This is a genomic window from Nocardiopsis halotolerans DSM 44410 (genome assembly GCF_000341065.1).
Lineage (GTDB): Bacteria > Actinomycetota > Actinomycetes > Streptosporangiales > Streptosporangiaceae > Nocardiopsis > Nocardiopsis halotolerans.
This window is the reverse complement of sequence record NZ_ANAX01000149.1, coordinates 6,809-25,786: the sequence shown is the minus strand read 5'-3', so window position 1 is coordinate 25,786 and position 18,978 is coordinate 6,809. Positions and strand designations below refer to the sequence as shown.

Below are 18,978 nucleotides of genomic sequence, written 5' to 3'. Positions count from 1 at the left end.
GCAGCCCCCGCCGTGCCCCTCGCCCTCCGCCGTGTCGGGCAGCCGGTCCACCAGCAGCGGTGCGGGCACAGGGATGCTGGTCAGGGCGTACTCGCCCATCGCGACCAGGGTGGAGACCACGGACTCGGCGCCGCGCTCCTCCAGGAGTTCGGTCGGGCCCTTGGGGTAGCCGCAGCCGAACCGCATGGCGGTGTCGATGTCCTTGGCGGAGGCGTAGCCGTCGCCGATCATGCGCATGGCGTCGTCGATCTGCGGTGCGATGAGGATCTCGCCCAGGTCCAGGGCCTCCTCCTCGCGGACCATCTCCGCGAAGCGGCCGGTGGGCTGGGGCTCGGGAGCCTCGTCCCGTCCCACGTAGAAGCCCTGTCCGGACTTGCGACCCAGATGACCGGCGGCGACCATCCGGCGCAGCAGGGGGGAGGCGGCGTAGCGCGGGTCGCGGTACTCCTCCCACAGCACGTCCATGACGGCCAGGCAGACGTCCAGGCCGACCAGGTCGGCGAGGGTCAGCGGTCCCATGGGCAGACCCGCGGCCTTCTGCACCGCGGAGTCGATCTCCTCGCGGGTGGCGACCCCGCGCTCGTACAGGCGGACCGCGTCGTTGATGTAGGGCACCAGCAGGGCGTTGGCCACGAACCCGGCGCGGTCGCCGACCGCCACGGGGGTCTTGCCGATGCGCTTGGCGACCTCGGTGACCAGGTCGACGGTCTCTCCGCTGGTGGTGACCGTGGTGATGACCTCGACCAGCTTCATGACCGGGGCCGGGTTGAAGAAGTGCAGACCCACGACCTTGTCCGGGCGGCCGGTGAGCGCGGCGATCTCGGTGACCGACAGCGACGACGTGTTGGTGGCCAGGATCGTGCCGGGCGGGCAGATCCGGTCCAGGTCACCGAAGACGTCCTTCTTGATGTCCATCCGTTCGGGGACGGCCTCGACGACGAAGTCAGCGTCGGCGAGCTCCTCGCGTGAGGTGGTGAACGTCAACCGGGCGTCGATCCCGGCGCGTTCCTCCTCGGTGAGCTTGCCCTTGCTGACCGCCCGTGAGAGGGACTTGTCCACGTGAGCACGGCCGCGGTCGACGGCGGCCTGGTCGATCTCGACCCCGGTGACGTTGAACCCCGCACGGGCGAACACCTCGGCGATGCCCGCGCCCATCGCGCCGAGTCCGACGACACCGACCTTGTCAAATTCCTGCACCATACGCCCAGACTACGGGCCCGCCCGAACCGGCCAGTGCACGGGATGCCCCCGCCAGGCACTCCGTGCCATCCGGAGGGCGTGAGCGGTGGCCGGGCCGCCGTACCGTCACCGGACACGGCGGCCCTCCCCTCCCGGAACGCTCGGGCGGGGTGACGGTACGCGCCTAGCAGTCCACGAGCTCGGGCGACTGGTTGAGCAACTGGGCCCGCGGGGAGGTGAAACGGGTGTGTGCCTCCTCGGCCTCGGGCGTGAAGAGCGCCACCCGGTGGCAGTTCTGGAAGGCCAGTCGGAGACCGAAGTGCCGCTCCACCGCGCCGCGCATGGCGTCGCTGGCGAGCAGGCGCAGCAGCTGTCCCCTCTCCGCCTCACCGGGCGGGGGCACCTCGTTCGCCTCGAAGCCGGACTCGGCGGTGCGCGCGCCCTCGGCCAGCCCGCTGACCACCTTCCAGGCGTAGGGCAGGGAGTCCTTGATGCAGGCGATGAAGTCGGCGTCCTCGACCGGGCCGTGCTTCGCCTTCTCCAGCAGCTCCGGGGAGACCGTCAGCGACATGGAAGTCCCTTCGTCGTGGCGGGCGCACGGATCCGTGCGCCCTCTGGCGACGTTAGGGGTCCGGTGGCGGCGAGTCATGGGGCTCGGAGGACACACCTGCGTTGCCCCCGGGGTACATGGATGTGGACACGGTTCCCGTCGCCGACGAGTGCGGGGAGCCGGTACACGGTTCCGCTCCGCACACCCGACGGAGACGGTAACGTGGCGTTTCGTGCGTCTCGTCATCGCTCGGTGCAGCGTCGACTACGTCGGCCGCCTCACCGCCCACCTGCCCATGGCTCCCCGCCTGATCCTGTTCAAGGCCGACGGGAGTGTGTCCATCCACGCCGACGACCGGGCGTTCAAACCGCTGAACTGGATGAACCCGCCCTGCAAGGTGCGGGAGGAGACCGTCGCCGACGGCCCCGACGTGTGGACGGTCACACACGGCAAGTCCGGGGAGAAGCTGGTGCTGACCGTCGAGGAGGTCATGCACGACTCCTCCCACGAGCTGGGCAAGGATCCCGGCCTCCAGAAGGACGGCGTCGAGGCCCACCTCCAGGAGCTGCTGGCCGAGCACATCACCACCCTCGGCGAGGGCTACACCCTCATCCGCCGCGAGTACCCGACCGCGATCGGCCCGGTCGACATCCTGTGCCGGGACGGTGAGAACGCCACCGTGGCCGTGGAGCTCAAGCGCCGCGGCGACATCGACGGCGTCGAGCAGCTGACCCGCTACCTGGAACTGCTCAACCGGGACCCGCAGCTCGCCCCGGTGCGCGGCGTCTTCGCCGCCCAGGAGATCAAACCGCAGGCGCGTGTGCTCGCCGAGGACCGCGGCATCTCCTGCGTGGTGCTGGACTACGACGAGCTGCGCGGTATCGAGCCGGACGTCCTCCGCCTGTTCTGATCCGTCCTCGGCCGGACACCCCCTCCTTTGGTCGTACCGGTGTCCTCCGGACGGAGGTCACCGGTACGGTCCGGCGGCCGATACCCCGGGCGCCGCCCTCCGGGGAGAGTCGGTGCCATGAGCGAGACAGCGATCGAGGTCCACGACCTCCGCAAGCGGTACGGCGGGAACGAGGCCGTCGCCGGTATCGACCTGAGCGTCCCGCGCGGTGAGGTCTTCGCCCTCCTGGGCCCCAACGGCGCGGGCAAGTCCACCACCGTCGAGATCCTGGAGGGCTTCCGGCGGCGCGACGACGGCACCGTCCGGGTGCTGGGCGCGGACCCCGGCACGGCCGGGCGCCGGTGGCGTTCCCGTGTCGGCGTGGTCTGGCAGGGGGAGACCATGCTCCCCCAGCTGACCGTGCGCGAGGTGGTCCGCCACTTCGCGGGTTACCACCCCCTCCCCCACGACCCCGACACCGTGATCGACCTGGTCGGCCTCGGTGGGAGGGCCCGGGCGCGGGTCACCTCCCTGTCCGGCGGACAGCGGCGCCGTCTGGACGTGGCCCTGGGCATCGTCGGCGGGCCGGAACTGCTGTTCCTGGACGAGCCCACCACCGGGTTCGACCCCCGGGCCCGGCGCGACTTCTGGGAGATGGTCGGCGGGCTGTCCCGGGGCGGCACCACCATCGTCCTGACCACGCACTACCTGGAGGAGGCCGAGGCGCTCGCCGACCGCGTGTGCGTGATCGCGCGCGGGAGGGTGCGCGCGCAGGGCAGCCCCTCCACCCTGGGCGGGCGGGCCTCTGCCCGGGCCACCGTCAGCTGGACCGACGGCGGCGAGCGCCGCGAGACCCGCACCGACGAGCCCACCCGGGTGGTGGGCGAGCTGGCCACCCTGTTCTCCGGCGAGGTGCCGGAGTTGAGCGTGCACCGGCCCACGCTGGAGGAGGTCTACCTGGACCTGATCAGCGACGAGGGCGACGGGGGCGGCGCATTGGACCGCGACGGCGGGCGGAGCGCCGGAAGGAGGGCGTCCGCGTGAGTACCGCGACCGAGCACACGCCCCCTTCCCCGGCCGCGTCCGTCCGCCTGCCGGGCGCGCTGCGCGTCGGGCTGTCCCGGGGGTGGCTGGAGATCCGCGAGTTCGCCCACGAGTGGGAGAGCGTGATCTTCACCTTCTCCCTGCCCTCGCTGATCCTCGTCATGTTCTCGTCGGTCTTCGACGGCATGTTCGGCACGGACGTGGCCGCCGTGGACTACTACCTGCCGGGCCTGGTCGCTATGGGCCTGATGTCGGTCAGCTTCCAGACCCTGGGCACGACCGTCGCCAACGAACGCGAGCGCGGCGGTCTGCGCCGCCTTCGCGGCACCCCGATGCCGCCGTCCGCCTACTTCGTCGGCAAGACCGTGCTGGTGCTGTTCCTCGCCCTGGGCCAGGTGGCCCTGCTGCTGGGCGTGGCCGCCCTGGCCTTCGACGCGCGGCTGCCCGACGACCCCGCCTCCTGGGCGACGCTCGCGTGGGTGTTCGCGCTCGGTACCGTCGCCTGCTCCCTGCTGGGCATCGCGGTCAGCTCCCTGGCCCGCAGCGTCCGCTCCGCCTCGGGCGTCGTGGTCCTGCCGTTCCTCGTCCTCCAGTTCGTCTCGGGGATCTTCGTGCCCGTCGCCGCCCTGCCCGACCGGGTGCTCGACGCCGCCTCGCTCTTCCCGTTGCTGTGGATGGCGCAGGGCCTGCGCGCCGCGTTCCTCCCCGCCGGGATGGCCGCCCTCGAACACGGCGGCTCGTGGGACCTGCCCTCGGTGGCCCTCGCCCTGGGGGCGTGGTGTGTGGTGGGTCTGGCCCTGGTACCGCTCACGTTCCGGTGGAGGACGCGGAAGGACGGGTGATGGCCGTGGGCGACCGGACCGCGGCGGTCTCACAGGCGATCCGCCGCGGCCTGCTCCCCGACGACTGGCCCCGACGCCGCGCCCCCGGCCTCAGGGTGGAGTCCGGGGTACATCCCCGATGCGGCGCCCGGTACGGCGGACGAGAATGGACATATGGTGGAACCGATGAGCGAAGTCACTCCCCCCGAGCACGGCCGGATGCGCGCCTCCGACGCCGACCGTGACTCCGTCGCGCACCGGTTGCGCGAGGCCCTCGCCGAGGGGCGCCTGGACCCGGACGAGCACAGCGAACGGCTGGACGCGGTGTACCGGGCCAAGACCCTCGGCGAGCTCGTCCCCCTCACCGAGGACCTCCCGGCGCAGAGCGGCCCCACCGCCTCCGTCGCCCCCACCGACTTCCGTTCGCCCCGGCCGCTCTACGGCGGTGGCCGGATCGTGGACCAGGAACCCACCAGTCAGGCCGCGATCGTCCTCATGGGCGGGGCCGACCGGTCGGGCAACTGGGTCGTGCCGGGCAACTTCACCGCGATCGCGGTGATGGGCGGTGTCGACCTGGACCTGCGCGAGGCCCGGTTCACCCAGCGCGAGACCACCATCTGGGTCTGCACCATCATGGGTGGAGTGGGTGTCACCGTGCCCGACGACGTCCAGGTGCGCGTGCACGGGCTGCCGCTCATGGGCGGTTTCGGCGTCTCCAGCAACACCCCCAGCGTGGTGGACCCGGACGCACCGGTCGTGCACATCCGGGGCATCGCCGTGATGGGCGGGGTGGGCGTCGAGTACAAGCCGCGCAAGCACCAGGACGAGGTCGAGGAGTAGCGGGCCCCGGCCCGCCTCCTCCGGTCTCCGGTAAGACGTTCTGCTCCCACCGAGCGGTCCATCCAACCACAATGGCACCCCACGCGTAAGGTCTGTGGCTGATTGTGGCAATTGTGGCCGCCAGTCCTTGCCGTGGACACCCTTTCGGTGTCAGGCTGCACCGGTACTTCGCCTACCCGAGGTGTCCGTCCCCCGACTCCCAGGAGTGATGGACTCCCCCACACCGGAGGAAGACCGTTGCAGCCCAGTCACCAAGGGAGAGCTCCGCGCGTAGCGGCCGCTCCCACCCCCCGGCGCCGCGCCGCCACGGCCGGTTTCGCGGCCGTCCTGATGACCGTCGGCGCCCTGGCCGCGTCCCCCGCCCACGCCGACCCCGGGCCGCCCGAGCACGCCGGACCCCCGGACCACGCGCGCGCCCCCGAGCACGCGGGGCCGCCGGAGCACGCCGGACAGGCGAACCGCGCCCCGTCGCTGTCGGAGACGGTGACCGCTGAGGGCATCCGGGAGCACATGGAGAACCTCGACACCATCGCCGAGTACAACGGCGGCAACCGGGCCACGAACACCCCCGGCTACGACGTCGCCGCCATGTACGTCGAGGACCAGCTGGAGCGCGCCGGGTACGAGCCCTACCGGCACGAGTACGAGTACGAGCTGTGGCGGGAGCAGTCCCCCGCCGTCCTGGCCCAGACGGCGCCGGGGGAGGCCACCTACGTGGTCGACACCGACTACGCGACCATGTCCTACTCCGGCTCCGGCGACGTCACCGCCCCGGCCGTGGGGGTCAACACCGGCAGCGACGCGAGCGGGTGCTCCCCCGACGACTTCGCCGACTTCCCCGAGGGCGCGATCGCGATCACCATGCGCGGCAGCTGCGCGTTCCAGACCAAGGTCCAGAACGCCGCCGACGCGGGTGCCTCCGCCGCCCTGGTGGTCAACAACGAGGACCCGGTCTTCCTGGGCACCGTGAGCGAGCTCTCCGACATCCCCGCCGTGGGCGTGTCCGGCACGCTGGGCGCCGAGCTGCTGGCCACCGAGGGCCTTGAGCTGCGGGTGAGCGTGGACGCCCAGGTCAGCAACGAGACCTCCTTCAGCATCATCGCGGAGACCCCGAGCGGCCGTGACGACAACGTGGTGATGGTGGGCAGCCACCTCGACAGCGTCACCGACGGCCCCGGCATGAACGACAACGCCAGCGGATCGGCCTTCGTCCTGGAGACCGCCGTCCAGCTGGCCGAGCAGGCGGAGCCCGAGAACAAGGTGCGGTTCGCCTTCTGGGGCACCGAGGAGGAGGGGCTCGTCGGCTCCACCCGGTACGTGGAGAGCCTCTCCGCGCAGGAGATCGAGGACCTGGCCCTCTACCTCAACTTCGACATGATCGGCTCGCACAACTACGGCCGGTTCGTCCTGGACGGCCGGATGGAGCTGCCCGGCTCCGTCGCCGCCCCGTCCGGCTCCGGTGCGATCGCGAAGGTCTTCGAGGACTACTTCGCCGACCAGGGCCAGGTCAGCGAGCCCGGCGTGCTGAGCGGCCGCAGCGACTACCAGGCGTTCATGGCGGCGGGGATCCCGTCCGGCGGCCTGTTCAGCGGTGCCGACGGCGTCAAGACCGAGGAGCAGGTCGAGTGGTACGGCGGTACCGCGGGCGAGCAGTTCGACCCCTACTACCACACCGCCCAGGACACCCTGGAGAAGATCAACTGGGACTCGGTGGCCGAACTGTCCGCCGCCGGCGCGCACGGCGTGGAGTTCTTCGCCGAGAGCACCCTGCCGGTGAACGGTGTGCTGCGCACCATGGCCGCGCCCGAGTTCGAGCGTCTGGGCGACCACTGGCTCAGGTAGGCGACACCCCGTCCGCGTGAGGAAACGCGGACCTGGGGCGGGCGGCGTGAACCCCCCGGTTCCACGCCGCCCGCCCCGCGGTGCCTCCCCCTCCACGAACGCCCCGGGGACCCCCTCTTCTCCACTCGGAGCTCGCATACGGACACCGCCGGAAACTACGTTGAGTAGCTCCCTGAATCCCCAATGTATCAGTGAGGTGCATCACCTTCACCCCTTGATACGGAACAGTTATCCTCCGTCACTCCAGTGGCACCCGGACCGCCCGCCACGCCCTCTGGAGGGCGCCGAAGCCTAGGGTGGAGACATGACCAAACGGGACACCGACAAGCCGGTCGTGCTGTCGAAGATCTACACGCGCACCGGCGACGCCGGGACGACGGCGCTCGGCGACATGAGCCGGACCAGCAAGAACGACACGCGCCTGGTCGGGTACGCCGACACCGAGGAGGCCAACGCCGCCATCGGTGTCGCCCTGGCCATGGGCGACCTGCCCGACGACGTCCGGGCCCTGCTCGTCAGGGTCCAGAACGAGCTGTTCGACCTGGGCGCCGACCTGTCCACGCCGATCGTGCCCGACCCGGAGTACCCGCCGCTGCGGGTCCTGCCCGAGTACGTCACCCGGCTGGAGGAGGCCTGCGACACCTACAACGCGGACCTGCCCACCCTGCGCAGCTTCATCCTGCCCGGGGGCTCCCCCACCGTGGCGCTCGTGCACACGGCCCGGATCGTGGTCCGGCGGGCCGAGCGCAGCGTGTGGGCCGCCATCGAGGAACACGGCGAGACGGTCAACCCGCTCACCGCCCAGTACCTCAACCGACTCTCGGACCTGCTCTTCATCCTCGGCCGCCACGTCGCCGGTGAGGGCGACGAGGTCCTGTGGAAGCCCGGCGGAGAACGCTAGGCGGCGCTCCCCTCCCCCTGTTCGCGCGCCAGGGGAGCGGACACCCCCCGGGCCGGCACGGCGTTCGGGAACGGCCACCGGGACGCCAGGGGCCCGCTCCGCGGAGCGGGCCCCTGGCGCGTTCCCGCCCCCGGAGCCCAGGGAACGCCGTACCAACACCTCCACCTGCGCGTACGAAGAATGTCCGACGGAACACGTGTGACGCGCCACACATGGGTTATGGGTTCTTTCACAGGAAGTGACCGTTTCCTCACGGAAGACCCTGGCGGAGAAGGAGAACACCGCGGTCCCCATCGACCTCCCCGACCGCGCCCGGCCCGTCACCCTCCCACGGGTCGGGCGCGCCCCCGCCCTCAGCACTCGGGCGGGAACTCCTCCCGAGGGACGTACTCCGCCTCGGAGGAGCCCGCGGCCCTGGAGTACACACCCTGTTCGGCGGCCAGCGCCTCGGTGGAGAACACGACCGTGCCGATGTCGTGCTCGGTCCCCTCACCCGGCTCCGCCTTGAGGGACCCGACCCCGACCGTGTACTCCTCCTGATCGGACTCCGGGACCAGGCGGTAGACCTGGTCGCCCCGGCCGTCGGTGATCCGCCAGCCGTCCCCGGGCGCGGCCAGGTCGACCTCCACCCGGTCCCCGTCGAACCCGCGGGTGGCGACCAGGTGGATCTCGTGCTCCCCGCCGACCAGGTCGATCTGCTGGGGCTCGGCGTCACCGCACCAGGCCACGACCAGGACGGGGAACTGGTGGCCGGCGCTGAAGTGGCCCGTGGCCACCGCGCCGACGTGGCCGCCCGTCGGCAGACAGGCGGTCAGGAGCGGGAGGAGGAGCACGGTGGGGAGAAGGCCGGTAGGCCGCGAGAAGCGCATGGAATCGCATCCTGCCGTGTCCGGTGGCCTCAGGGAAGGGGTGTCCCCGGGTGTCGGCGTGGTTCCGGAACGCGACGGCGGGTGGGCAGCCGCGAACGGACACCGCCCGTCGGGCTCGGGTGAGGGGGTGCCGGGCGCCCCGTGCGGAGCCCCCGCGACGGGAACGCCCCGGTGCGGTGACCGCGGAGGTCCACCGACCACCCCTGTGCGCCATGACCGGAGTCGGAACGCTCCGGCCACACCGGCAACGTGTCCGGTCAGCCCGCTAGAGGTTGTCGAGTTCGCGTTCGACGGCCTCGACCTTGCCGTGGAGGGCGTCGGTGACCCCCTCGCGGATGTCGGCCTTGAGGGTGAAGGTCACCCGGGAGGCGCCCTCACCGGCCGCCTGCACCGCGCGTTTGACCACGTCCATGACCTCGTCCCACTCACCCTCGACGGAGGTGAACATGGCCGAGGTCTCGTTGGGCAGCCCGCTCTCCCGGACCACCTTCACCGCACGGGCGACGGCGGGGGTGACGGACTCACCGGTACCGAGAGGGGCGACGGAGAAAGCAACGATCATACGGCCATGCTAGGCACGGACCGGCGCCACGGACACCACCGACACACGGCCTCAGCCCTCCCAGTGCGTTCCGGGGGGCATCGACTCCAGCCACGACAGGAAACCGGTCAGCGTGCCCTCGTTCATGGCGATCTCGTACGCCGGTTCCAGCGGATCGGAGCCGTCTGCGCGCGTCCAGGCGACCTGGAGCACCGTGAGGTCGACCGGTAGGTCCTCACCCCGTTCGGGCGCGCGCCGCCCCACAACGACGAGACCGCGGCGCGACAGCTTCGCTGTCGGCCGCGGTCTGAGTGAGAAGATCGGGAACCAGGCCAGGTCCTCCGTACCGTACCGGCAGAAGCCGATACGCCAGGAGCCGCGTCGGCCCCCCACCCCCATGGCGCGCAGATAACACTCCACCGCGCCGCCGCGCCGTACGAGGACCCAGCGACGCAGGGTGATGGTGAGGACCACCACCAGAAGGACGACGAGCAGGGCGAAGAACACCCACAGCGCGGACTCCCACCACGGTGCTCCAGGCAGGAGCCGTTCCATGCCCACTACTCGTTCCGCCGTCCCGGTACGCTAGGCGACTTCCTCGCCCGCAGCGCGCAGGCGGCTGCTCGCGCGACCGAGGGCGTCGTTGTCGCCGGAGTCGGCCGCGTTCTTCAGCGCCGTGCGCGCACGGTCCACATCGATGTCCTCGGCGAGCTCGGCGGTCTCGGCGAGGATGGAGACACGACCATCATCCGAGATCGAGACGAACCCGCCGTGCGCGGCGGCCCGGACCTCGCCGGACTCCCGCGCACCCAGCACGCGAACGACCGCGTCGTTGGCCAGCAGCGACAGCACCGGGACGTGCCCGGGCTGAATGCCGATCTCGCCCTCGACGGTCTTCGCGATGATCATGTCGCCCTCGCCGGCCCAAATCTCACGTTCGGGAGAGACGATCTCGACGAAAAGCTTCTTCGACACTGCCACAAACTCCTCGGCTAGTGGGCGGGTTCGGCCGGGTCGACACCAACGCGTGACAACGTCGGCGCCGACCCGGCCCGAACTCCTAACCCTGCAGCTGCTTGGCCTTCTCGATGGCCATGTCGATGTTGCCGACGTCGAGGAACGCCTGCTCGGGCAGGTGGTCGTACTCACCGTCGCACAGACCCTTGAAGGAGGCGATGGTCTCCTCCAGGGGCACGAACACACCCGGGTTACCGGTGAACTTCTCGGCCACGAACATGTTCTGCGACAGGAAGCGCTCGATCCGGCGGGCCCGGTTGACGACGATCTTGTCCTCCTCGGACAGCTCGTCCATACCGAGGATGGCGATCTGGTCCTGGAGGTCGTTGTTGCGCTGGAGGATCTCCTTGACGCGCTGGGCCACCTGGTAGTGCTCGTCGCCCACGTACTGCGGGTCGAGGATGCGCGAGGTGGAGGTCAGCGGGTCCACCGCCGGGTAGATACCCTTCTGCGAGATCGGGCGGGAGAGCTCGGTCGTCGCGTCCAGGTGGGCGAAGGTGGTCGCCGGAGCCGGGTCGGTGTAGTCGTCCGCGGGCACGTAGATCGCCTGCATCGAGGTGATCGAGTGGCCGCGGGTCGAGGTGATCCGCTCCTGGAGCTGACCCATCTCGTCCGCCAGGTTGGGCTGGTAACCCACGGCCGAGGGCATACGGCCCAGCAGCGTGGAGACCTCCATACCCGCCTGGGTGAAACGGAAGATGTTGTCGATGAACAGCAGCACGTCCTGCTTCTGGACGTCGCGGAAGTACTCCGCCATCGTCAGAGCGGACAGGGCCACACGCAGACGGGTGCCCGGGGGCTCGTCCATCTGGCCGAAGACGAGGGCGGTGTCCGGGAGGACGCCCATCTCGTCCATCTCCAGGAAGAGGTCCGTGCCCTCACGGGTGCGCTCACCGACACCGGCGAACACGGACACACCACCGAAGTTGCGGGCGATACGGGTGATCATCTCCTGGATGAGCACCGTCTTGCCCACACCGGCGCCGCCGAACAGGCCGATCTTGCCACCGCGCACGTACGGGGTGAGCAGGTCGATGACCTTGATCCCCGTGACCATCATCTCGGTCTTGGACTCGAGCTGGTCGAAGGCCGGGGCCTTGCGGTGGATCGGCCAGCGCTCGGTGACGCCCAGCTCCGAGGACGGCACGTCCAGGGAGTCGCCCAGGGTGTTGAACACGTGGCCCTTGACGCCGTCGCCGACGGGCACGCTGATGGGCTCGCCGGTGTCGCGCACCTCGGCGCCGCGGACGAGGCCGTCCTGCGGGGCGAGGGAGATCGCGCGCACCAGGTTGTCACCCAGGTGCTGGGCGACCTCCAGGGTGATGGTCTTGGCGTTGTCGCCGACGGTCACGTCGGTCTTCAGGGCGTTGTAGATGGCAGGCAGGGAGCCGACGGGGAACTCCACGTCGACGACCGGGCCGGTGACCCGGGCGATCCGGCCGGTGGCGGTGCCAGCCCCGGCCGTCCCTTCAACAGTCGCAGTCACTTTTGTTACTCACTTCCCGCGCTGGCAGCAGCGAGCGCGTCGGCACCGCCGACAATCTCACTGAGTTCGTTGGTGATCTCGGCCTGACGCGCCTGGTTGGCCAGACGGGTCAGGTTCTTGGCGAGTTCCTCGGCGTTGTCGGTGGCGGCCTTCATGGCGGCGCGACGGGACGCCTGCTGGGAGGCGGCCGACTCCAGGAGCGCGAAGAAGATGCGGTTGGTGACGTACTGCGGGAGCAGTCGGTCCAACGCCTCCTCCGCGGAAGGCTCGAACTCGTACAGCGGCAGGACCTCGTCGGTTGGCTCGGTCTCCAGGGGCAGGGCGCGCGTGGCGTAGGCCCGCTGGGTCAGCATCGAGACGAACTCGGTCGAGACCACGTAGATCTCGTCCACCCCGCCGTCGGCGGAGTCCTGGGAGAACCTCTCCATGAGGGCCGCGCCCATCTCCTGGGCGTGCGCGTAGGTCGGGCGTTCGGTCATGCCCTCCCACTGCGCCTCCATCGGGCGGTCGCGGAACTTGTAGAAGCCCACGCCCTTGCGGCCCACCATGTAGGTGAGGACCTCCTTGCCCTCCTCCCGCAGGAGCTGGGTCAGGGAGTCCGCCTCCTTGAGCACGTTGGACGCGAAGGCACCGGCCAGGCCCTTGTCGCTGGTGACGACCAGGACCGCCGCGCGGGTCGGGTTCTCGGCCTCGGTCAGCAGCGGGTGGTCGGTCACCCTGCTGGCCAGGGCCGAGACGGCCCGCTCGATCTCCCGCGCGTAGGGCCCAGCAGCCTCCGCCGCCTTCTGCGCCTTGGTGATGCGCGTCGTGGCGATCAGTTCCATCGCGCGGGTGATCTTCGCCATCGACTTGGTCGAGCGGATCCTCCGGCGATAGACGCGAAGCTGTGCACCCATCGGCTACTTCTTCCCGGTCTTGGCGACCTTGACCTTCTCCTGGCCGACCTCGTCCTTGTCGAGCGCCTCGGCCTCGGCCTCGGTGCCCAGGAGGGTACCGGCGGAGGTCTGGAAGCCCTGCTTGAACTTCTCGATGGCGCTCTCGAGGCTCTGCTCGGTCTCCTTCTCGAACTTGCCGCTCTCGCGGATGGTGTCGAGGATGCCGGCGTGCTCACGGGAGACGTAGTCCAGGAAGTCCTCCTCGAAGCGGCGGACGTCCTCGACGGGCACGTCGTCGAGATGGCCGTTGTTGCCCGCCCAGATGGAGACGACGGTCCTCTCCATGGAGAACGGCGAGTACTGGTTCTGCTTGAGCAGCTCCATCATGCGCTCACCGCGGCCCAGCTGCTGCTTGGAGACGGCGTCCAGGTCCGAACCGAAGGCGGAGAACGCCTCCAGTTCGCGGTACTGGGCCAGGCTCAGACGCAGGGTACCGGTGACCTTCTTGGTCGCCTTGGTCTGCGCGGCGCCACCGACACGGGAGACCGACACACCGACGTCGATGGCCGGACGCTGGCCCTGGTTGAACAGGTCCGAGTCCAGGAAGACCTGACCGTCGGTGATGGAGATGACGTTGGTCGGGATGTAGGCCGAGACGTCACCCGCCTTGGTCTCGATGATCGGCAGGGCGGTCATCGAACCGGCACCCAGCTCGTCGGAGAGCTTGGCGCAGCGCTCCAGCAGCCGGGAGTGCAGGTAGAAGACGTCACCGGGGTAGGCCTCACGGCCCGGCGGGCGGCGCAGCAGCAGCGACACCGCACGGTAGGCCTCGGCCTGCTTGGTGAGGTCGTCGAAGACGATGAGGACGTGCTTGCCCTCGTACATCCAGTGCTGACCGATGGCCGAACCGGTGTAGGGGGCCAGGTACTTGAAGCCCGCCGGGTCGGACGCCGGGGAGGCGACGATGGTGGTGTACTCCATCGCGCCGGCCTCTTCGAGGGCGCCGCGCACACCGGCGATGGTCGAGCCCTTCTGGCCGATGGCGACGTAGATGCAGCGCACCTGCTTGTCGGGGTCGCCCGTCTCCCAGTTGGCCTTCTGGTTGATGATCGCGTCGATGCCGACGGCGGTCTTACCCGTCTGCCGGTCGCCGATGAGCAGCTGGCGCTGCCCGCGGCCGACCGGGGTCATCGTGTCGATCGCCTTGATACCGGTCTGGAGCGGCTCGCCGACCGGCTGGCGCTCCATCACGGTCGCGGCCTGGGCCTCCAGGTCGCGGCGCTCGGTCGTCTCGATCTCGCCCTTGCCGTCGATGGGGTTGCCCAGGGGGTCCACCACACGGCCGAGGAAGTTGTCGCCCACCGGCACCGAGAGGACCTGGCCGGTGCGGCGCACCTTCTGGCCCTCCTCGATGTTGGTGAAGTCACCCAGCACGACGACACCGATCTCACCGATCTCGAGGTTCTGGGCCAGGCCCAGGGTGCCGTCCTCGAACTTCAGCAGCTCGTTCGCCATCGCCGAGGGAAGGCCACCGACGCGGGCGATGCCGTCACCGGAGTAGGTGACGGTACCGACCTCTTCCGCGCGGGTGGCTTCAGGCTCGTACGACTGGACGAAGCGCTGTAGCGCGTCCCGGATCTCGTCCGGCCGGATCGTCAGCTCCGCCATCTCTACGTTGTCCTTGCTCTCAAATGGCGCCGGGCTGGCGCCGTGCGTGCTTGCCTTGCGTTCTGTCAGCCGGCCAGACGGCGCTGGGCCTCGGCGATACGCCCGGCGATCGTCCCGTCGATGACCTCGTCACCCACCTGGATGGACAGGCCACCCACGATCTCGGGGGCGACCTCGATGTTGAGGTGGATGTCGCGGCCGTAGACGCGCGAGAGCGCGGCTCCGAGCCGGGACTGCTGGTTCTCGCTCAGGGCGACGGCGCTGCGGACGACGGCGACGTAGCGCTTGGCGCGCTCGGCGACGATCTGTCCGAAGTTGTCCAGCGCCTGTTCCAGGGTACGGCCCCTCGGACGGGTGACCGCTTCGCTGACCAGAACCAGCGTCGCGGGGTTCACCTTGCCCGAGAGCAGGCTCTCCACGAGGGAGAGGCGCAGCTCGGGGGCCGCGCCCTCACGGGTGAGGGCGTCACGGAGCTCGGGCTGCGCGGCGACGATCCGCTGGAAGCGGAACAGCTCGTCCTCCAGCTCGTCGAGCGCCGCGGAGCTCTGGAGCTGGGCGACGGTCGTGTAGACCGCCATCCGCTCCATCGCGTCCATCAGGTCGCGCGCACTCGCCCACTTGGCCGAGACCACGTCGCTGGCCACGAGGACCGCGGACGGGGACACCCTGGTCTCCAGCAGCTCACCGAGCAGCTGGGACTTGGCCTCGGTCGGGTTCGCCTGGTCGGCGATCCAGCGGCGCAGGGAGTGCTCGCCCCCGAGGAGGGCGACGACCTCGAAGAGCTCGCTGCCCAGGGAGACGCCGCTGTTCGCGGTGCCCGCCGACGCCAGGACGTTCTCGTCCAGGCGCCGGGTCACCTCGGTCAGCGACGTGCGGCTGATACCACGCATCAGCGCACCTCTGCTTGCTGCGTGTTGCTGTCGGTCTGCTCCAGGTCGTCCAGGAACCGGTCGATGACGCGGTTCTGGGCGGCGCTGTCGCTGAGGGTCTCACCGACGATACGGCTCGCCAGCTCGGTGGAGAGCGCACCGATCTCGTTGCGCAGCTGCACCAGAGCCTGCTGGCGGTCGGCCTCGATCTGGGCGTGGGCCGCCTCGACGATGCGACGGGCCTCGACCTGGGCCTCCTCGCGCGCCTCGGCGATGATGGTCGCCCTCTGCTCCTTGGCCTTCTCCAGCTCCTGGGCGTACTCGCGGTGCGCCTCCTCGAGCTTCTCGCGGTACTGCTGGCGGGTCGCCTCCGCCTCAGCCTCGGCCTTCTGAGCGCGAGCGATGCCACCCTCGATCTGGTCGGCACGCTCGTCCAGCGCCTTCATCAGGTTCGGCCACATCTTGTAGACGACGCCGAGAATGATGAGGAAGGCGATCAGGCCGAAGGTGAACTCGTCCCAGTGGATCTCCAGGACGCTGCCCTGTTCGGCTGCCAAATGCATGGTTGGCATCCCCTTCGCGTTCTATGGACCGGGTGTGACTAAACGGCGAACGCGAGAACGAAGCCGAGAATGGCCAGGGCCTCGATGACGGCGAAGCCGAAGATCATCTGACCCTGGAGGATGCCGCGAGCCTCGGGCTGGCGGGCGATGGCCTGCACACCGAGACCGAAGACCAGACCGACGCCGATGCCGGGGCCGATGGCGGCGAGGCCGTAACCGATGCTGTTCAGGTTACCGGTGATGGCGGCGAGATCCATGTTGATATTCCCTTTACTACATGCCGGCGATCGTGGTTGACGCCGGGCGGACGTTACGGATCGGACGGGGTCGTGGATACGCGTCGGGAAGGGCCGGAGGCCGTTTCCCTAGTGCGCGCCCTCAATGGCCTCACCGATGTAGATGGAGGACAGGAGGACGAAGACGTAGGCCTGGACCGCCATGATGAACAGCTCGAAGACCGTGAAGACCAGGAAGCCGATCAGGGCGATCGCGGAGTAGCCCACCGAGACGGCGCCGAGGACCGGGCCCATCGGGGACATGGGGTTGAACATGTAGAAACCGGCCGCCGCGAACAGCGCGAGCAGCAGGTGTCCGGCGAACATGACCGCGAACAGACGGATCATGTGCGTGGCCGGGCGGATGATGAAGTTCGAGAGCGCCTCGATCGGCACGACCACGGGCAGGATCCAGGCCGGGACGCCGCTGGGTACCAGACGGGCCTTGATGTGCCCGACCGCGCCGTGGCGGCGGATGCCGATGACGTTCCAGAGGATGTAGACGAACAGGGCCAGCACCGCGGGGAAGGCCAGGCTCGTGGTCACCGGTACCTGGAAGCCGGGGATGGGGATCAGGCCCATGACGTTCATCGTGAAGATGAACAGGAAGAGGGTCACCATCAGGGGGAGGAACTTGTCCCCCTCCTTGCCCATGGTGGTCCGGGTGACCTGGTCCCGCAGGAAACCGACCAGCAACTCGGCGGTGCCCTGGGCACGGCCCGGCACGACCTTGGCCCTGCGGGTGGTGAAGTACCAGAAGGCGAGCACCACGACCACGGACAGGGCCGCGAGCACGTAGTACTTGGTGACACCGGCCGCGCCGGCGAGGCCGAAGTCCACCCACGGCGTGGGGTTGAAGAGTTCGGTACCCGGCGCTTCGAAACCGCAGCCGTCGCCGAAGATGTGGCAGCCTGGCTCCCAGGCCGCGACGTTCAGGTCAGCACCCACGGCGATCCCTTTCGTCGTGACGCAAGATAATCCTTGGTGTTCTGGTCGGTGCGGCCCAGCCCTCAGCGCGGGAGGACGCATCCGAGTGTTCGGTCAGGACCGGACGTGCTGGATGTAGATGAGGTAGATCGAGCCGACCAGGCCCACACCGAGCCCGATGGGCAGGAAGAGACCGGAGAAACCCAGTGCCCAGTCCACGACCCAGCCGATGCCGCCCCAGAAGGCGAGGCCTCCCAGCAGGTACGAGATGAGCGTGGTCCCGTTGGCGGTCGACGGCTCCTGGGAGTCCTTCTTCGCGCTTGGATGACCGTTCTTCATCTCGCTCCGGAAGATAGCAGTAGGTGATCAGGCTCCGCACACCAGCCCGCGCGAACGGGCTCACCGGTGTGCCTCACTGTCCTCGACCGCGTCCTCGTCCCGCTCCTCCGCGGGCACGATGGTCGGCTGCCTGCTCCTCTTGACGGCCACGGCCTGGGCCGCCAGCCAGACGAGCACGCAGGCCAGCGCGGTCCATCCGAAGACGTCCTTGTCCAGGGCCGTGGTGTCCCGGAACAGGAGGAGAATCGCCAGGAGGATGACGAACTTCGTCGTGTAGACGAGGAAGGCCACCGGGAGCAGAAGCTCCGGACGCCGTCCGCCGGCCCAGGAGATGACGAAGGCCGAGACGGCGAAGGCGCCGATGACCAGAAGTACGCCGAAAAGCGCACCGAGAAGTCCCTGGGTACCGGAGAGGGCGAAGCCGACGATCAACGCGACCACGCCGACGACAGACGTCGGAAGCGCGGCGCCGCGGAGGGTCCGGGCGTCGTGTTCCTGCATCAACGAAGCTCCGTGGGGTTCAGTGGTTGCCTGCTCGTGAAAGCTATCACAAGGTTTTTGGTAGTGAATCCGGGGGTTCCTTAACGCGGCCTTAACGGGCCACAAAGTGCCCGCTCCACGGCGTTTCCCGCACGAATGTCACCTTCACCACACCTACTCCGACACCGTATCCGCAGGTCAACGACGTCCCGTCCCCGCCATCCGCTTCCGTGGGGAAGGCCGCCCTCAGGGATCAGTTGGCGAATCGTGACCTCCACCCGTCTTAACGCTCTCCTTGCGCCTCCCGCCCAGCAGTCCGCGACGCCGCAGGCGGGGCAGCGCGATGAGACCCACCGCACACGTGGCCACCAGCGCGGTCACCGTCAGCACGATGATCCAGGAGTTGAACACCGACAGGGCCACCGCGGCGAAGGCCACGATGCCCGCCCACAGATACATCAGCAGCACCGCGCGCACGTGGCTGTGGCCCATGTCCAGCAGACGGTGGTGGAGGTGCCCCCGGTCGGGGGCGAACGGGGACTTGCCCGCGAGCGTCCTGCGTACGACGGCCAGCACCAGGTCGGCCAGGGGGAGGGCGATCACCAGCAGGGGCAGCACGATGGGCAGGAACACCACCAGGCCGGAGTTGAACCCCTCCCGGGCGGTGTTAGCGTCGAACTGTCCGGTCACCGTGATGGTGATCGAGGTCAGCAGGAGCCCCAGCAGCATCGCCCCGGTGTCACCCATGAACACCTTGGCCGGGTGGAAGTTGTGGCAGAGGAACCCCACGCAGGTGCCCACGAGGATGATCGCGATCATGGCCGGGTACGACTGGCGCACGAAGCCCTGCTCCACCGCGACCACGTAGTAGTAGACGAAGAACGCCATGGAGGAGATGGCGACGATGCCCGCGGCGAGCCCGTCGAGGCCGTCGGCGAAGTTGACCGCGTTGATGGTCACCACGATGAGCAGGATCGAGATCATCGCGCCCAGCCACGGGCCC

General features: G+C 69.5%; 22 protein-coding genes (1 of these 22 running past the window's edge). 6 read left to right on the top strand and 16 right to left on the bottom strand.

What is annotated here, in order from left to right; translation table 11 throughout:
* Both D455_RS0110975 and D455_RS0110970 read right to left on the bottom strand, forming a co-directional pair.
* On the bottom strand, positions 1 to 1,200 hold a 1,200-nt coding region (locus D455_RS0110975), incomplete at its 3' end, for a 3-hydroxyacyl-CoA dehydrogenase (protein WP_017570774.1).
* A 163-nt stretch (positions 1,201 to 1,363) separates the two neighbouring features.
* Positions 1,364 to 1,750, bottom strand: coding sequence for an SCO5389 family protein (locus D455_RS0110970; protein ID WP_017570773.1), 387 nt, complete (start codon positions 1,748 to 1,750; stop codon positions 1,364 to 1,366).
* 211 nt (positions 1,751 to 1,961) lie between these two features.
* Here D455_RS0110970 and nucS point away from each other — a divergent pair, with 211 nt between their 5' ends.
* The 6 genes from nucS to D455_RS0110940 all read left to right on the top strand — a co-directional run bounded on the left by nucS (position 1,962) and on the right by D455_RS0110940 (position 8,066).
* Positions 1,962 to 2,639 (top strand): endonuclease NucS, encoded by a 678-nt coding sequence (gene nucS / locus D455_RS0110965; RefSeq protein WP_017570772.1) that lies wholly within the window; start codon positions 1,962 to 1,964, stop codon positions 2,637 to 2,639.
* Positions 2,640 to 2,756: 117 nt separating this feature from the next.
* Positions 2,757 to 3,662 (top strand): ABC transporter ATP-binding protein, encoded by a 906-nt coding sequence (locus D455_RS0110960; RefSeq protein WP_017570771.1) that lies wholly within the window; start codon positions 2,757 to 2,759, stop codon positions 3,660 to 3,662.
* Positions 3,659 to 4,504 carry an ABC transporter permease gene (locus D455_RS0110955; protein WP_017570770.1) on the top strand — a complete coding sequence of 282 codons (846 nt, stop codon included), beginning with the start codon at positions 3,659 to 3,661 and terminating at the stop codon, positions 4,502 to 4,504. The genes D455_RS0110960 and D455_RS0110955 overlap by 4 nt, the downstream gene beginning before the upstream one ends.
* Positions 4,505 to 4,657: 153 nt before the next feature.
* The gene (locus tag D455_RS0110950) at positions 4,658 to 5,323 is read left to right on the top strand and encodes a DUF1707 SHOCT-like domain-containing protein (protein WP_017570769.1); all 666 of its coding nucleotides are present in this window, start codon (positions 4,658 to 4,660) and stop codon (positions 5,321 to 5,323) included.
* Between the two features lie 237 nt (positions 5,324 to 5,560).
* Positions 5,561 to 7,165, top strand: a complete 1,605-nt coding sequence (locus tag D455_RS0110945) for a M20/M25/M40 family metallo-hydrolase (protein ID WP_026122515.1) — start codon at positions 5,561 to 5,563, stop codon at positions 7,163 to 7,165.
* A 304-nt stretch (positions 7,166 to 7,469) separates the two neighbouring features.
* Entirely contained in the window at positions 7,470 to 8,066 is a 597-nt protein-coding gene (locus tag D455_RS0110940; protein WP_017570767.1) for a cob(I)yrinic acid a,c-diamide adenosyltransferase, read from the top strand.
* Positions 8,067 to 8,419: 353 nt separating this feature from the next.
* Here D455_RS0110940 and D455_RS0110935 read toward each other — a convergent pair whose 3' ends face one another.
* From D455_RS0110935 to D455_RS0110870, 14 genes are all read right to left on the bottom strand, one after another.
* Positions 8,420 to 8,935 (bottom strand): hypothetical protein, encoded by a 516-nt coding sequence (locus D455_RS0110935; RefSeq protein WP_017570766.1) that lies wholly within the window; start codon positions 8,933 to 8,935, stop codon positions 8,420 to 8,422.
* Positions 8,936 to 9,200: 265 nt separating this feature from the next.
* Positions 9,201 to 9,497: an MTH1187 family thiamine-binding protein gene (locus D455_RS0110930; protein ID WP_017570765.1), complete on the bottom strand. Its 297-nt coding sequence runs from the start codon at positions 9,495 to 9,497 to the stop codon at positions 9,201 to 9,203.
* Between the two features lie 51 nt (positions 9,498 to 9,548).
* Positions 9,549 to 10,031 carry a DUF2550 domain-containing protein gene (locus tag D455_RS0110925; protein ID WP_017570764.1) on the bottom strand — a complete coding sequence of 161 codons (483 nt, stop codon included), beginning with the start codon at positions 10,029 to 10,031 and terminating at the stop codon, positions 9,549 to 9,551.
* Positions 10,032 to 10,061: 30 nt separating this feature from the next.
* Entirely contained in the window at positions 10,062 to 10,451 is a 390-nt protein-coding gene (locus D455_RS0110920) for a F0F1 ATP synthase subunit epsilon (RefSeq protein WP_017570763.1), read from the bottom strand.
* Between the two features lie 85 nt (positions 10,452 to 10,536).
* The gene (gene atpD, locus D455_RS0110915) at positions 10,537 to 11,979 is read right to left on the bottom strand and encodes a F0F1 ATP synthase subunit beta (protein WP_026122514.1); all 1,443 of its coding nucleotides are present in this window, start codon (positions 11,977 to 11,979) and stop codon (positions 10,537 to 10,539) included.
* Between the two features lie 5 nt (positions 11,980 to 11,984).
* Positions 11,985 to 12,875, bottom strand: a complete 891-nt coding sequence (locus tag D455_RS0110910) for a F0F1 ATP synthase subunit gamma (protein ID WP_026122513.1) — start codon at positions 12,873 to 12,875, stop codon at positions 11,985 to 11,987.
* A gap of 3 nt (positions 12,876 to 12,878) precedes the next feature.
* Entirely contained in the window at positions 12,879 to 14,522 is a 1,644-nt protein-coding gene (atpA, locus tag D455_RS0110905; RefSeq protein ID WP_017570760.1) for a F0F1 ATP synthase subunit alpha, read from the bottom strand.
* 65 nt (positions 14,523 to 14,587) lie between these two features.
* Entirely contained in the window at positions 14,588 to 15,412 is an 825-nt protein-coding gene (locus D455_RS0110900) for a F0F1 ATP synthase subunit delta (protein WP_017570759.1), read from the bottom strand.
* On the bottom strand, positions 15,412 to 15,954 hold the full coding sequence (locus tag D455_RS0110895; protein WP_040684788.1) for a F0F1 ATP synthase subunit B: 543 nt from the start codon (positions 15,952 to 15,954) through the stop codon (positions 15,412 to 15,414). Before D455_RS0110895 ends, D455_RS0110900 begins: the two co-directional genes overlap by 1 nt.
* Positions 15,955 to 15,992: 38 nt before the next feature.
* On the bottom strand, positions 15,993 to 16,211 hold the full coding sequence (gene atpE / locus D455_RS0110890; RefSeq protein ID WP_017570757.1) for an ATP synthase F0 subunit C: 219 nt from the start codon (positions 16,209 to 16,211) through the stop codon (positions 15,993 to 15,995).
* A 108-nt stretch (positions 16,212 to 16,319) separates the two neighbouring features.
* Positions 16,320 to 17,165, bottom strand: a complete 846-nt coding sequence (atpB, locus tag D455_RS0110885) for a F0F1 ATP synthase subunit A (protein WP_040684789.1) — start codon at positions 17,163 to 17,165, stop codon at positions 16,320 to 16,322.
* Positions 17,166 to 17,270: 105 nt separating this feature from the next.
* Positions 17,271 to 17,495, bottom strand: coding sequence for an AtpZ/AtpI family protein (locus D455_RS0110880; protein WP_017570755.1), 225 nt, complete (start codon positions 17,493 to 17,495; stop codon positions 17,271 to 17,273).
* 60 nt (positions 17,496 to 17,555) lie between these two features.
* Positions 17,556 to 17,996 carry a hypothetical protein gene (locus D455_RS0110875; protein ID WP_017570754.1) on the bottom strand — a complete coding sequence of 147 codons (441 nt, stop codon included), beginning with the start codon at positions 17,994 to 17,996 and terminating at the stop codon, positions 17,556 to 17,558.
* A 225-nt stretch (positions 17,997 to 18,221) separates the two neighbouring features.
* A protein-coding gene (locus D455_RS0110870; protein WP_017570753.1) for an MraY family glycosyltransferase crosses the window boundary here: on the bottom strand, positions 18,222 to 18,978 show its 3' portion. 380 nt of this gene lie beyond the right edge of the window; the window shows 757 of its 1,137 coding nt (coding positions 381-1,137); its start codon lies beyond the right edge, outside the window; its stop codon occupies positions 18,222 to 18,224.